General features: G+C 61.5%; 14 protein-coding genes and 1 pseudogene. 7 read left to right on the top strand and 8 right to left on the bottom strand.

The genetic code is table 11. The annotated features are described in order from the left end of the window. Window positions 1–69 precede the first annotated feature (69 nt). Window positions 70–705 carry a glutathione transferase GstA gene (gene gstA / locus AC1D35_RS01450; RefSeq protein ID WP_113311075.1) on the top strand — a complete coding sequence of 212 codons (636 nt, stop codon included), beginning with the start codon at window positions 70–72 and terminating at the stop codon, window positions 703–705. 23 nt (window positions 706–728) lie between these two features. Here the strand turns inward: gstA and AC1D35_RS01445 are convergent. The 3 genes and pseudogenes from AC1D35_RS01445 to AC1D35_RS01435 all read right to left on the bottom strand — a co-directional run. Beyond that, window positions 729–905, bottom strand: a pseudogene (locus tag AC1D35_RS01445) (SAM-dependent methyltransferase); the annotation flags it as partial. A gap of 24 nt (window positions 906–929) precedes the next feature. Further along, window positions 930–1,862 (bottom strand): hypothetical protein, encoded by a 933-nt coding sequence (locus AC1D35_RS01440; protein ID WP_477938184.1) that lies wholly within the window; start codon window positions 1,860–1,862, stop codon window positions 930–932. Window positions 1,863–2,244: 382 nt separating this feature from the next. Beyond that, window positions 2,245–3,033 (bottom strand): class I SAM-dependent methyltransferase, encoded by a 789-nt coding sequence (locus tag AC1D35_RS01435; protein ID WP_113299284.1) that lies wholly within the window; start codon window positions 3,031–3,033, stop codon window positions 2,245–2,247. A 115-nt stretch (window positions 3,034–3,148) separates the two neighbouring features. Here AC1D35_RS01435 and AC1D35_RS01430 point away from each other — a divergent pair, with 115 nt between their 5' ends. The 3 genes from AC1D35_RS01430 to AC1D35_RS01420 are packed head-to-tail and all read left to right on the top strand — an operon-like array spanning window position 3,149 to window position 6,107. Continuing rightward, a complete protein-coding gene (locus AC1D35_RS01430) occupies window positions 3,149–4,285 on the top strand; it encodes an ABC transporter substrate-binding protein (RefSeq protein ID WP_477834526.1) in 1,137 nt (378 codons plus the stop codon). Between the two features lie 5 nt (window positions 4,286–4,290). Continuing rightward, complete coding sequence (locus AC1D35_RS01425; protein WP_113299286.1) at window positions 4,291–5,361, top strand: FecCD family ABC transporter permease; 1,071 nt, start codon at window positions 4,291–4,293, stop codon at window positions 5,359–5,361. Continuing rightward, window positions 5,355–6,107: an ABC transporter ATP-binding protein gene (locus AC1D35_RS01420; RefSeq protein WP_113311077.1), complete on the top strand. Its 753-nt coding sequence runs from the start codon at window positions 5,355–5,357 to the stop codon at window positions 6,105–6,107. The genes AC1D35_RS01425 and AC1D35_RS01420 overlap by 7 nt, the downstream gene beginning before the upstream one ends. Before the next feature lie 69 nt (window positions 6,108–6,176). Here AC1D35_RS01420 and AC1D35_RS01415 read toward each other — a convergent pair whose 3' ends face one another. From AC1D35_RS01415 to AC1D35_RS01405, 3 genes are all read right to left on the bottom strand, one after another. Beyond that, a complete protein-coding gene (locus AC1D35_RS01415; protein ID WP_477853706.1) occupies window positions 6,177–6,932 on the bottom strand; it encodes a hypothetical protein in 756 nt (251 codons plus the stop codon). Window positions 6,933–7,017: 85 nt separating this feature from the next. Further along, complete coding sequence (locus AC1D35_RS01410) at window positions 7,018–8,298, bottom strand: epoxide hydrolase family protein (RefSeq protein ID WP_477853704.1); 1,281 nt, start codon at window positions 8,296–8,298, stop codon at window positions 7,018–7,020. A gap of 117 nt (window positions 8,299–8,415) precedes the next feature. Then, the gene (locus tag AC1D35_RS01405) at window positions 8,416–8,856 is read right to left on the bottom strand and encodes a VOC family protein (RefSeq protein ID WP_113311079.1); all 441 of its coding nucleotides are present in this window, start codon (window positions 8,854–8,856) and stop codon (window positions 8,416–8,418) included. A gap of 261 nt (window positions 8,857–9,117) precedes the next feature. On the opposite strand from AC1D35_RS01405, the gene AC1D35_RS01400 reads away from it, so the two are divergent. Further along, on the top strand, window positions 9,118–10,068 hold the full coding sequence (locus AC1D35_RS01400) for an alpha/beta fold hydrolase (protein WP_113311080.1): 951 nt from the start codon (window positions 9,118–9,120) through the stop codon (window positions 10,066–10,068). Here AC1D35_RS01400 and AC1D35_RS01395 read toward each other — a convergent pair. Beyond that, entirely contained in the window at window positions 10,057–10,962 is a 906-nt protein-coding gene (locus tag AC1D35_RS01395) for a LysR family transcriptional regulator (RefSeq protein WP_113299382.1), read from the bottom strand. The two genes, AC1D35_RS01400 and AC1D35_RS01395, sit on opposite strands and share 12 nt — an antisense overlap. Window positions 10,963–11,209: 247 nt before the next feature. Between AC1D35_RS01395 and AC1D35_RS01390 the strand changes: the two genes are divergently transcribed. Then, window positions 11,210–11,950 (top strand): carbon-nitrogen hydrolase family protein, encoded by a 741-nt coding sequence (locus AC1D35_RS01390; RefSeq protein ID WP_113311081.1) that lies wholly within the window; start codon window positions 11,210–11,212, stop codon window positions 11,948–11,950. Between the two features lie 74 nt (window positions 11,951–12,024). Here the strand turns inward: AC1D35_RS01390 and AC1D35_RS01385 are convergent, their stop codons facing one another. Continuing rightward, entirely contained in the window at window positions 12,025–12,357 is a 333-nt protein-coding gene (locus AC1D35_RS01385) for a low molecular weight protein tyrosine phosphatase family protein (RefSeq protein ID WP_113299383.1), read from the bottom strand. 235 nt (window positions 12,358–12,592) lie between these two features. Here AC1D35_RS01385 and AC1D35_RS01380 point away from each other — a divergent pair, with 235 nt between their 5' ends. Continuing rightward, window positions 12,593–12,907: a BufA1 family periplasmic bufferin-type metallophore gene (locus AC1D35_RS01380; RefSeq protein WP_113299292.1), complete on the top strand. Its 315-nt coding sequence runs from the start codon at window positions 12,593–12,595 to the stop codon at window positions 12,905–12,907. The last annotated feature ends 44 nt before the right edge of the window (window positions 12,908–12,951 follow it).

Raw genomic sequence — 12,951 nt, 5'->3', positions numbered from 1 at the left:
AAAAAATATCCCACCCTTTCTAGATTGGCAACGAACCAGAATCCTGGTGGCAATCGAAAAGGAAAACTCGTGAAATTATATTATATGCCAGCCGCTTGCTCGCTCTCGCCGCACATCGTGCTCAACGAGCTCGGCATCGATGTCGAGCTCGTGCCTGTCGACAACAAGACGCACAGGTTCAGCGACGGTGAGGATTTCGAGGCGGTCAACCCGCTTGGTTATGTTCCCGCCCTAGAACTCGATGGCGGCGCGGTTCTCACCGAGGGTCCGGCGATCGTCCAGTACCTTGCCGACCTGAAACCTGAACTCGGCCTGGCGCCGGCCAATGGCACGATGGAGCGCTACAGGCTGCAGCAATGGCTGAACTTCCTGTCCTCGGAAATCCACAAGGGCTTCATTCCGCTGCTCTATGCGCGGCTTGCCGGCCCCTATGTCGAAACGGCCAGACCGAAGCTCGAGAAGCGTTACGCCCATATCGACGCCGAACTCGCCACCCGCCCCTATATATCGGGCGATACCTTCACCGTTGCCGACGCCTATCTTTTCGCACTCACCGGCTGGGGACAAGCGCCCTGGCTCGCCTCCTACTACAGGGCCGACATCCATTTTGACGGCCTGTCGAACCTGCAGGCCTGGTACGAGCGGGTGCAATCTCGCCCGTCGGTTCAAAAGGCGCTTCGGGCAGAAGGGCTCGTGAAGGTTTAAGCGAGCGGCTTGGTGGCACAGATCGCCGGCATCTGCTCGGAGAACTGAGCGCGCGAGCGGATGGCCTGATGGCGGGCCATCATCTCGGGCTTCATGTGGCTGGGCGGCGCCTCGGCGGTCAGCTTCATCCAGACATTCTGCAGACCTTTACCCCAGCTATCCTTGCCCATGTTGCCGCCGACGATCAGCACCTTGCCGCCGCGAATTGCGACCACGCCACGAGCTCAATCTGCTCGTTGCCGGCCAGTCGGCTCGGGCACCTGATAACAGGCCCACTCGAACGCCTCGTCGATCGCGGCAAACTTGACCGCCTGCCAATGTCGATAGTCAAGGATCAGCTCGGCTGAAAGCCAGAAATCACCGCTGTCACCGGAGAGGTCCCATCCACCAGCCTCAAGCACATGGGCACGCTCGAAAAGGCGCCGCGCGTGGGTTCGCGAGATGGCGTAGCGCTTGAAGAATTCTCCGATGCGCAAAGGACCGATAGGCATGCGCGTTTCCAGCTCCTTTTCCGGCGCCAATCGAGACATCAGGTCGTGCAGGATGTTGCTGCCCGAACCAGTTCGAACGAAAGTTTCCACCGTCTGCGGAGGGCTGGTCCAGTCTGGATCGTGAAAGAGGCTCTGGGCCATTCTCGGCTGCGCATACCAGAGCAAGCGCCGATCGGCCGATGATCGTGAGAGCCGCGTGCCTTGATCGAGCATGTCGAGTGATTTCAGATGTTCGTTGAACCATTCGCGTATCAAGGTTTCGGCAGTCTCGGAAATTCTAAGCTGGCGAATGCGCCTGTCCCCGCTTTCACCGGTATCGACTAGGAGACCGTAATTGCGCATCTCTGCAAGATGCGCGAACGCCGTGTTCTTGCTGGCAACCTTTCTGTTAGCGATGAAGGCGTTCAGGTTGGCGGCCGTAAGGCCCGGATGAGACGGCGACGTGACACGCTGAAAATGGAAAGCCAGAATTGACTGCGTCAGCAGCCATCGTTTCATATCTGCGGTATAGCGGACGATACGCGGCGCGGCATCGTGCATGGCAAGAAGCTTCAGCGCAGCATCCTTCAAGGCGAGCGGGTAGAGGCGATTTTCCACAATGGCTTCGACGGTCAAAACCTTCGCTGCGTCAGTGGCGGAGCGCATTGCGGTTGATATCGAAGTCAACGGATCTCTCCAGGCAGGTTTGAATTGGGCAAGCTACGGCTGAGCGACCTACGCTTGCCCTCACGGCATTGGTTATGCCGTCGCGCTCGCAAGTTTCCACTGCACCTTTCCTGCACGCGGGGCATATCGACATCGCCAGCTTCTTGCGCCAGCAGTCGGCCATCTCCTGCTGCACTATGTCCCTTAAAATAGAATTGCAAAATATAGCCATCCATCCGATCGGGAGCGATTTTGTAGCATGGCTGATCGAAATGCCGCACCGTCGCCTTGCCTCTTCCGAGGCAAGCCCGCAGAGCCCGTCGAACCGGCAGGCCAGGTAGGAGCGGGTGCAATCCCGCCCGTCGGTTCAAAAGGCGCTTCGGGCCGAAGGGCTCGTGAAGGCTTAAGCCACCGGCTTCGTCGCACAGATCGCAAAACGATCCTGCACCATGCGCTCCAGCCCGCGCAGGAAGGGCATCTTGCGCGCCTGCGCCCAGTGAATGTCGGAGAGCTTGCGGTCGACGACGATATTGTCGAAGCCGGCCTGCCGCAGCAGCTCGACGATCGCCTCAGCCGGCATCTGCTCGGAGAAATGGACGCGCGCGCGGATGGCCTGATGGCGGGCCATCATTTCGGGCTTCATGTGGCTCGCCGGCGCCTTGCCGGTCAGCTTCGTCCAGAATTTCTGCAGACCCTTCACCCAGGTTTCCTTGCCCATGTTGCCGTCGACGATCAGCACCTTGCCGCCGGGCTTCAGCACGGAGAACCATTCACGGAAGGCCGAGGGCGGATCGACCAGCGTCCAGACGAGATGCCGGTTGGTGATCACGTCGTAGCTCGCCTTTGCCTCCATGGTGTTTTCCGCGTCGCCAGAGACGAAGCGGATATCGGTGCCGCGCTTCTTCGCCTTGGCGCGCGCCTGCGCCAGCATCGCATCCGACCAGTCGAGCCCGGTCACCTTGAAGCCTGCTCCATGCATGAGATGGGAAATCACCGCCGTGCCGCAGGCCAGATCGAGCGCCGCACGCCCCTGCCCCTCGCCGAGATGCTTGCGGATCAGCCGTTGCCAGCCTTTTCTTTCAGCTTCGGAAAAGATTTCGTGACCGACACTCTCGTCGAACGTCGCTGCGCGTTCCGACCAGAAGTCCCGGATTTCATCGCGAATGGAGTAATTTGTGTTCATCGTATTCATCATCTGCACCCCGGCGCCGAACTTACTTTGGAAATGCTCTAAAACATAAAACTTGATTCCAAAAGTCAGTTTTTCTATGCCTCAGGACATTACCAAGGACCGGGGGAGTTTCCAGTTGAATATTACGAATTTTCTTAGACTATCCGCAGTTGCAGTTGTAGCCCTGCTGCCGCTCCAGGCTTTGGCCGATTCCTTCACCATCAAGGATGTGGCCGGCCGCGAAGTCACCTTCGACAAGCCGGTCGAACGCGTGATTCTCGGCGAAGGCCGCATGCTCTATGCCGTCGCCCCGATCGAGAAGGACGATCCCTTCGCCAAGATCGTCGGCTGGCGCAACGACCTGTGGACAACAGACAAGGATGGCTTCAACGCCTATGTCGAGAAATTCCCGAGGGGTAAGGACCTGCCCTTCCTCGGCAACCTGACGGATGGCACGCTGCAGACCGAGACGGTCGTGGCGCTCCACCCCGACCTCTTGCTGCTGCCGATCGGCAACAAGAAGGCCGCAGACGAGGTCAAGCTCGAGGACATGCTGAACAAGATCGGCGTGAAGATCGTCTATATCGATTTCCGTGAGCACATCCTTGCCAATACCGAGCCGAGCCTGGAGATCCTCGGCAAGCTCTTCGGCCATGAAGACCGTGCGCAAGCCGTCGCCGCCTACTGGAAGCAGCAGATGGCACGCGTCACCGACAAGCTRAAGGAAGCCAACCCCAAGAAGCCCAACGTCTTCATGTATCGCGCCGCCGGCCTCGTGGAGTGCTGCGGCACCTTCGGCCCGGACAATTTCGGCCTGATGGTGGATTGGGCCGGTGGCCACAATCTCGGCTCTGATTTCCTGCCGGGCTATACCGGCTCGATCAATGCCGAACAGGTCGTCGCCTCCAATCCAGACGTCGTCGTCGTCACCGGCTCGAACTGGAGCCAGACCAAGGACGCCAAGGATTTCGTCAATGTCGGCCCGGCCGCTGCCGCCACCATCGACGACAGCCGCAAGGCGCTGGATGCCCTGGTCCAGAACCCGGCCTTCACCGGTTCCAAGGCGGTTGCCGATGGCAATGTTCACGCGATCTGGCACCAGTTCTACACGAGCCCCTACCAGTTCGTCGCCGTGCAGCAGATGGCCAAGTGGTTCCACCCGGATCTCTTTGCCGATCTCGACCCGGATGCGACCTTCAAGGAATTCCACGAGAAGTTTCTGCCGGTCGCCTATCAGCCGGGTTACTGGGTCGACGCCAAGGCCGGAAAGTAAGCACCATGGCAGAGATCGCCGCCATGCCGATCGAAGCTGAGGAAGGCAGGGCGCGTTATCGCGCCCTCGCCCGCCGCAAGCTGATGATCCTCTTTGCCATGACGGCAGCGCTCTGCCTGTCCTTCGCCATCGATCTCGCCTGGGGGCCGGCGCGTTACGGCCTCGACGAGGTGGTGGCCGCCCTCCTCGACCCCGACTCCGTCTCGGCGCAGATCCGCGCCGTCGTCTGGGATATCCGCATGCCCGTCGCCGTCATGGCGATCGTCGTCGGCGCCTCGCTCTCGGTTGCCGGTGCGCAGATGCAGACGATCCTTGCCAATCCGCTGGCCAGCCCCTTCACGCTTGGCATTTCAGCCGCCGCAAGCTTCGGCGCCGCGCTCGCCATCGTCACCAGCGTGCCGATCCTGCCGGTTGCCGCCGGCCTGCTGGTCCCGGTCAATGCCTTCATCATGGCGCTGGTCGCGACACTCTTCATCCATTTCATCTCGCAGGCGCGCGGCGTTTCGGTGCAGACCGTCGTGCTGCTCGGCATCGCGCTGGTCTTCACCTTCAATGCGGCCCTCGCCTTCCTGCAATATCTCGCCTCCGAACAGGCGCTGTCGGCCGTCGTCTTCTGGACCATGGGCAGCCTTACCAAGGCCACCTGGCCGAAGATCTGGATCACGCTTGCGGTGCTGCTCTTCGCCCTGCCCCTCTTTGCCCGCCATGCCTGGGCGCTGACGGCGATCCGCCTCGGCGAGGACAAGGCGGCAAGCTTCGGCGTCAATGTGCGTCGCATCCGGCTGGAAACGATGCTGATCATCTCGCTGCTGGCCGCCGTTCCCGTCAGCTTCGTCGGCACGATCGGCTTCGTCGGCCTCGTCGGCCCGCATATCGCCCGCATGATCCTCGGCGAAGACCAGCGCTTCTTCCTGCCGGGCTCGATTCTGTCAGGCGCATTGCTGCTGTCGGTCACCTCGATCGTCTCGAAGTCTATCATTCCGGGCGTCGTCTTCCCGATCGGCATCATCACGGCGCTGGTCGGCGTACCCTTCTTCTTCTCGCTCATTCTCTCGAACAGGAGCCGCTCATGGTAGCGCTTCAGCTGCAATCGGTCGGCGCCTATCACGGCCGCAAGCTCTTCGTCGAAGACGTATCGACGCCGAAGCTGAAATCGGGTGAAGTCGTCGCCGTCATCGGCCCGAATGCGGCCGGCAAGTCGACGCTCTTCAAGCGCATCACCGGCCTCTTGAAAGGGCCGGGAAAGGTGCTGGTCGAAGGCGCAAAGAGCAGGAACGCCATCAGCTACATGCCGCAGGATACCTCGGCCAATGCGGTGCTGACGGTCTATGAATCAATCCTGCTGGCCCGCAAGCAGGGCCAGTCCTGGGGCGTCAGCGACCAGGATCTCAGGCTGATCGACGACATCATGAGGGCGCTGAACATCGAGGCGATTGCCTTCCGTGATCTCGGTGCACTCTCCGGCGGCCAGCGCCAGCTCGTCTCCATCGCCCAGGCGCTGGTGCGCGAGCCCGAGATCATGCTGATGGACGAACCGACCAGCGCGCTCGATCTTCACCGGCAGGTGGAAGTGCTCGATTTCATGCAGCGCCAGGCCCGCAAGCGCGGCATGCTCGTGCTGATCGCCATCCACGATCTCAATCAGGCGCTGCGCTTTGCCGACAAGGTCCTGGTCATCCAGAACGGCCGCATGCGTGCCTGCGGCGAGCCACGCGATGTGGTCACCGTCGACATGCTGCGCGAGGTCTACAAGATCCACGCCCGCATCGAGAAATGCTCGAGGGATCACGACCACGTCATCGTCGACGGCACGGCGCATTGACAGCATCAAAAAGGGCGCGCCGTAAAGCGACGCGCCTTTCCGTTTCAAAATGCCATCGGCACCAAACTCTTATCGCCCGCGCGGCAAGGTCTGGTCCTGCCGCATCCCGTCGACGTCCTGCGCCTGCCGAAGCTCGCGCTCCGCACGCTCCTTTGATTCTTCGACGGTGCGGTGGTGTCCGGTCGGCAGGATGTCGTCGCGCAGTTCCTGATCGAGCGGGGCCCCTTCATCGAGATCCTCGGCACGAGCTCCGGGCGAGGCTGGATCGCCTCGACGCCCGATCGGCTGCGCTACGCCGGCCACATCGGCTGCAAAGATATCGTCCTGCACAGCACTCGCCTGCCGGGCACGCTCGGCGTCATCGTCACGAGCCCGGCTTGCATCATATCGCGATGCTGCGAGGGCCTCGTTCGACTTGCTGATATCCCAGCCCTCCGCCCGCCAGAGGTCCGCGCGCTCGTCCATGTCGATGCAGCCTTCGTCGTCGAGAATGTCGTGGGCGATACCGTAGGTCGCATCGTCAACTCCGACGGAGACCAGAAAGCCGCCGCGGCGCAGGCCTTCGGCATAGACCGAGCGGTCCTCATCGGGAAACAGCCAGTCCTCCAGCTTCGACCAGAACCCACCACGGTCGTCGCCGGCAACGCCGGCCTTGTCGCCATCGGCTTCGTATCCCGGCATCATTCTGATATCGGTGACACCCAAATTCTTCAGCCGGTCGATCGCGCTCTCGGCATCGTTACGGCTGTCGAAGAAAGCGGTCAGCGTGCTGTGGCCGTCGCCCCCTGAGAATTCGGGGGCGCCGTCGTTATAGAGATTGCTCATTGGGATTCCTCCTCGAGGTCTTTCCTCTCCGCAAACGGACGAACAAGCTCGATGTTCCGCTCTTATCTCCGGAAGTCGGATCTCCTTATGAGCGCAACGTCCTGAACGCGGCCCGGACCTCCTCGGCGAAGAGATCAGGCTCCTCCCAGGCGGCGAAATGACCGCCTTTTGCAGCCACATTGTAGTAGACGAGCTGCGGATAGGCTTTCGTGAGCCATTGCCGCGGCGGCCTGTAGACCTCGCCTGGAAAGACCGTGACGGCGACCGGAACCTTGACGGGTTCCAGCTTCGCGCCGGCGGCGACATTCTCCCAATAGATGCGCCCGCTCGAAGGCCCGGTATTGGTCAGCCAGTAGAGCGTGATATTGTCGAGAATGGCATCCTTGCCGAGCGCCTGTTCGGGATCGCCGCGGGCAAACACCCAGTCGGCGATCTTGTCATAGAGCCAGGCCGCCAGCCCCACGGGAGAATCCGCAAGCGCGTAGCCGATCGTTTCCGGACGGGTTCCCATGATCGCCGCATAGCCGAAACCATTGTTGAGGAAATCCCGTGCCTCTTGGAAGACGACCTTCTCTTCCGGCGACAGGCTGCCGGGCGCCGGCGCCCCGCTCATCAGCGCCTGTGCTGCATCCGGCGGAAAGGTCGTGGCGCGCTCGACCCTATTCACATGGATACCGAGCAGCCCCTCGGGCGCCTGCCGCCCCAGCGCATCGCTGATGATCGCGCCCCAATCGCCGCCCTGCGAGACATAGCTGGTATAACCAAGGCGTTTCATCAGCACATCCCAGGCAGCCGCAATGCGCCGCGGGTTCCAGCCCGTTTCCGCAGGCTTGCCGGAAAAGCCGAATCCGGGGATCGAGGGGATCACCAGATGGAATGCATCGTCAGCCGCACCGCCATGCGCGGTCGGGTCGGTCAGCGGGCCGATCACGTCAAGCAGCTCGAACACCGATCCCGGCCAGCCATGCGTCATGATCAGCGGCAGGGCATTCTCGTGGCGCGATCGCACATGGATGAAATGGATATCCACTCCGTCGATCCCGGTCACGAATTGCGGAAAAGCGTTCAGCTTCGCCTCAGCCTTGCGCCAGTCGTAGGAAGACTGCCACTCGTCCACCAGCGCCTTCAGCCTCTCGGGCTGCACACCCTGGGATCGGTCGCGCACGGTCTCTCCATCAGGCCAGCGCGTGGTCGCAAGCCGCCGCCGGAGATCGGCAAGTGCGGCCTCTGGAACCTCGGACCGAAATGGGCGGATCTCGCCGCCGAGCGCGCCTGCATCGACGGGATCGGCCGCAGCCGCAGGCGACGAAAGCATCGCCGTCAGCCCCGCTGCCGTGCCCGCAAACAACAGCGAACGCCGTGACATCCTTAGTCTCTCGATTGTTTGTCCTGATATCATGACATGCATCCTTTCCATCGGAAGATTCGCAGGCGCATTTCAGACGCGGAACACTATGCGCCTGAAATCCACCCGATGCGATTGTCAGACCTCGTCCGGCCCGGCGCGATAGACCAGGAACTTGTTACCCTCGGGGTCGCGGAAATAGGCGCAGTAGGGGCCGTCGCCATTCTCCCCCCGCGGCCCCGGCGCGCCCTCATCCGAGCCGCCGGCCCGCAGCGCCGTTGCATAGGCCTCGCGCACCTTTGCGCGGGAACGTGCCTCGAAGGCCACCATGCCGCCATTGCCGACACTCGCCGGCCTGCCGTCGAAGGGCTTCACCACGCCGAATTCCAGCGTGCGTTCGCCGTAGTAGACCGCCCGGCCGGGCTGCACCAGAAAACGGCCGATGCCGAAGACGGCCATGAGCTTGTCGTAGAATTCGCCCGCAGCCTCGAGATTGCCGGTACCGACGGTCGAATGCCCCGGCAGGCCGCGCACCCTTTCGGGCTGGGCGATTTTCAGATTTACGGTCATATCGTTCATGTTTCATCGTCCTTTCATGGGGCAGCACGGTCTCGGCCTGCTGCCTGCGTTGAACGCGGGCCATTCCCCGGCACCGCGGATGGAGATGATGTACGGCGCGTGCCGATCGCCCGGTACTGAGGGAAAGTGAGAGGCAGACTCTCATGACTGCCCTCTACCGACGGCAGGCGCGATGCACGATTCTATCGTCGAGAATTCACCCCGATCGCGGCCATCAGGCTCCACAGCAGACACGGCCGTCAGAGAGGAAGGACAACAGACATGCTGACATCCTCACTTGGAACACTGCTCGTCGCCGCCGCAATCACGGGCACCACGCTTACACCGGTAAGCGCCGGCACGACTGAAGCCGCAAAGCCTGAAACCGGCACCATCACCATCGGCGGGGATATCACCCTGCGGCGGCTCGTCGTGCACAATCCAGCACCGAAAGGCACCGTGCTCTTCCTGCACGGCTTTCCCGAAACCTCCGCCGTCTGGAGCAATATCGCAGCCGCGCTCGGCGACGAATTCGAGGTGCATGCCTTTGACTGGCCGGGTTACGGCAAGTCCTCAAGGCCATCAGCCGAAAACTTCTCCTATTCACCGCGTGATTATGCCGATGTGCTGAAGGCCTATATCGACACGGCCGGCATCGACCGATCGAAGCTGACGATCTATGCCGCCGATATAGGCGCCCTGCCCGCGCTGCTTCTCGCCCTCGATGAACCCGATATCGCACGGCGCATCATCGTCAGCGATTTCGCCCCCTTCAACCGGCCTGATTACATGTATGAGAGCCTGCAGAACCTGAAGACGGAGCCCGCGGCTTCCAGAACCCGCGCCTATATGAACCAGACGAGCGACGAGATCCTCGAAAACACCTACAGGCGCGGCCTGCCTGACGATAAGCAGTTCGATCTTGCCGCGGACGTGAAGGAAGACATGATCCGCGGCTGGAGCCACGGCACCCTCACCCCCGCCGATGCCTTCTACCACTACTATTCGAAATTCACGCGGGATCAGGATTTCCTCGAGGCTAACCTCGGCAGGCTCACGACGCCGGTGAAGATCGTCTGGGGCGAAAAGGACATCTATATCGACAAGCGGATGGGCCTGGAATTGTCAGGCAGGATCGGCGCCACGCTCGATATACTGCCCGGCATCGGTCACTATCCGCATCTGCAGGCGCCGGAACGCGTCGTCGCGGAGGTCCGCGCTTCACTCGATTGAGCAGTAACTGCGACAGGCCTCCCGCAGCCGGGGCAGCGTCCAGTCAATGAAGGAGCGCACCTTGAGCGCCAGAAAGCCCTGCCGCGGATAGACGATATGGATCGGCTGCGGCGCTCCCGCATAGTCACCGAGAACAGGCACCAGAGCACCCGATACAAGCTCGTCGGGGATCTGGTAGTCGAAGAGCCGCGCGATGCCCGCCCCACCAACGGCGGCGGCAACGCAGTTCGCCGCCGTATTGACCTCGATGCGACGGCGCGGGACCACTTCGAACGGCCGGCCATCGATATCGAAGGTCCAGAAGAAAGTCCTGCTGTTGAAGATGATCCCGTCATGATCGGCCAGTTCGCCCGGATGCTGCGGAGATCCGCAGCGCTTGAGATAATCGGGGCTCGCGCAGGTCAGAATCCGGAATTCGGCAACCTTCACCGCATAGAGAGAGCTGTCCGCCAGCGCGCCCAGCCGGATGGCGATATCCACCTGCTCGCTGACGAGATGCACGGTGCGATCGAGCGACAGCATGTTCAGGGAAACCTCGGGATGCTCCGCCAGAAAGCCAAGCGCGATCGGCAGCACATAGCGATTGCCGAACTCCACCGGCATGGTGATCGTCAGCATTCCCCTCGGCCGCTGGTATTCGCCGGAAGCTCGCCGCTCCGCCTCCTCCATGTCAGCAATGATCTTGCGGGCAGCCTCGACATAGTCGCGCCCGGCATCGGTCAGCTGCAGGTTCCGGCTGGTGCGGATGATGAGGCTGGCGCCAAGCAGCCGCTCCAGCTCCGCGACCTTGCGGCTGACGCTCGGCAACGGCGCATTCAGCCGCTTGCTGCCCGCCGACAAACTGCCGGCATCGACAACGGCAAGCAACACGCGCATGGCATCCAGCCGATCCATCCCTGCCGCCTTCATCCCGCTTTTCCGCGGAGAATCTTAAACCTTCGAAACTCTGACCGATAGATGATCCATGTCCATCGCGGCCAAGTCATCAGCTTCACCCGTTCCCCGGAAACGATCCCCCTCGGCCTGGCCGGCTCTGTGGCGGGGCCGGTGTTTATTTCGACGAGGCGATCATGGATGATCGTGGTGGACGAATGTTCATCTGCTCGGCTACGGATAATAGCGAGAGCAACCGGAACCCTGAATGAAAACCGTCCGCATCGCCGCCGCCCAAACCCTGGAATATCGCGAAAATGTCGAGGCCGCCCTGACATGCGCGCTCCACATGATCCGTAAGGCCGAAGCGGAAGGCGCCCGCCTCCTCTGCTTTCCGGAAGGTTTTCTGCAGGGCTACCTGACGGAATACGAAGCGGCACGACGAGCTGCGATGGATCTCGGATCTCAGGCATTCGCAACCGTCATGAGCAGGCTCGCAGATGCCGGCCCCATGATCGTCATGGGCATGATCGAGGTGCAAGGCGAAGCGTTGTTCAACACTGCGGTCGTCATTGAAAAGGGCAAGCTGATCGGCCGATATCGCAAGGCGCATCTGCTCAAGGGAGAAAGGTTCTTCCAGCCTGGCTCCGAGACGCCTGTCTTCACGATCGATGGCCTGCGGTTCGGCATCAACATCTGCTACGACACTGGTTTTTCCGAGGCCGCCCGCAAGGTCGCACTCACAGGCGCATCCCTCCTCGTCTGCTGCGCCAACAATATGATGCCGCGCGCCAATGCCGAGAAATTCCGGGACATGCACAATGCCGCCAGAGGCGAGCGCTGCCGGGAAACCGGACTTTGGCTCATATCCGCCGACGTGACAGGAGAACGCGATGGGCGCATTTCGTGGGGGCCGACGGCGGTATTGAACCCGGCGGGCGAAGTGGAAGCCCAACTCCCCCTCGAATCTCCCGGCCTGCTGATCTTCGATATCGCCGGCGAACTGTAGTCGCCACAGCAGAATTGGTGCCGACCTCAAGCGGAATATACTTCACACCAATGCGCCTTGCCGGCGCAACGCGTTCACAAATACCTCGGAACCTTGCGCTCCAGAAGGCTGACCAGCATCGGATCCATGAACTCGTAATCATCGGGAATGTCGAGGCAGATAATGCGCTTGCCATTCAGCGACTTGCGGAATTTGCGGGTGAGTTTGGCGCGATGCGCCTTCTCCATCACGAAGATGATGTCGGCCCACTCCACCTGTTCCGCATCGAGCGGATTGCAGGCATCATTATTCGTTCCTGCCGACGATACCTCGATGTCCTCGCGCACGGAAAACACCTGCTCGGCGGTCGGGCTTCTCAGCTTGTTCTGGCTGCACACGAACAGCACGTTTCGAGGTTTGATCGACATATCGAAGCCTGTCCGCAAAGTAGGATCGAACGCATGATTGCACCAGCATAAGCACCATCATCGCGCCCGGCAAAGCAGATTCCGTTGCCGGAATAGCGCGGGAAAGGCCGCCTCCGCGCGCCCAAACGCCATCACGCGTTCGTTACCTCCCCGCCTGTAACAACCAGCCCTCTCCTTGCGAATACCCCGACGTGCCCCGCTGAAACAGGGGCATTACGAGCAACGGAGACTATCAATGTTGAAGACTTCCATCAGCACCGCCCTTCTTGCCGGCGCAATCACCTCAGCACTCGCCACGATGGCAAGTGCTGCCCCGCTGACAAAGGCCGAGGCCGCGGCTGCGACCGCTGCCCACAAGGAGAAGTGCTACGGCGTCGCCCTGAAGGGCCAGAACGATTGCGCTGGCGGCCCGGGCACGACATGCCAGGGCACTTCGGTGAAGGACTTCCAGGGCAACTCGTGGAAATTCGTCCAGGGCGGCACCTGCGCCTCGCTTGATCTGCCGGGCGATCGTCATGGTTCGCTGAAGCCGCTGACGCGCGACATCTAAGCACCCGAAACCAGAGCATAAAACCAAATCAGGAAAGCGGAGGC

The sequence above is a fragment of the Rhizobium sp. P1_E6 genome (assembly GCF_056405875.1).
The sequence above is the reverse complement of the archived record's forward strand: the minus strand, read 5'-3'. Positions and strand labels throughout refer to the sequence as shown.

Excerpts from the sequence above, each read along its gene's own strand:
- AC1D35_RS01435 (WP_113299284.1), bottom strand. The coding sequence starts at position 3,033 with ATGAATACGATGAACACAAATTACTCCATTCGCGATGAAATCCGGGAC.
- AC1D35_RS01425 (WP_113299286.1), top strand. The coding sequence starts at position 4,291 with ATGGCAGAGATCGCCGCCATGCCGATCGAAGCTGAGGAAGGCAGGGCG.
- AC1D35_RS01420 (WP_113311077.1), top strand. The coding sequence starts at position 5,355 with ATGGTAGCGCTTCAGCTGCAATCGGTCGGCGCCTATCACGGCCGCAAG.
- AC1D35_RS01415 (WP_477853706.1), bottom strand. The coding sequence starts at position 6,932 with ATGAGCAATCTCTATAACGACGGCGCCCCCGAATTCTCAGGGGGCGAC.
- AC1D35_RS01410 (WP_477853704.1), bottom strand. The coding sequence starts at position 8,298 with ATGTCACGGCGTTCGCTGTTGTTTGCGGGCACGGCAGCGGGGCTGACG.
- AC1D35_RS01405 (WP_113311079.1), bottom strand. The coding sequence starts at position 8,856 with ATGAACGATATGACCGTAAATCTGAAAATCGCCCAGCCCGAAAGGGTG.
- AC1D35_RS01400 (WP_113311080.1), top strand. The coding sequence starts at position 9,118 with ATGCTGACATCCTCACTTGGAACACTGCTCGTCGCCGCCGCAATCACG.
- AC1D35_RS01395 (WP_113299382.1), bottom strand. The coding sequence starts at position 10,962 with ATGGATCGGCTGGATGCCATGCGCGTGTTGCTTGCCGTTGTCGATGCC.
- AC1D35_RS01390 (WP_113311081.1), top strand. The coding sequence starts at position 11,210 with ATGAAAACCGTCCGCATCGCCGCCGCCCAAACCCTGGAATATCGCGAA.
- AC1D35_RS01385 (WP_113299383.1), bottom strand. The coding sequence starts at position 12,357 with ATGTCGATCAAACCTCGAAACGTGCTGTTCGTGTGCAGCCAGAACAAG.
- AC1D35_RS01380 (WP_113299292.1), top strand. The coding sequence starts at position 12,593 with ATGTTGAAGACTTCCATCAGCACCGCCCTTCTTGCCGGCGCAATCACC.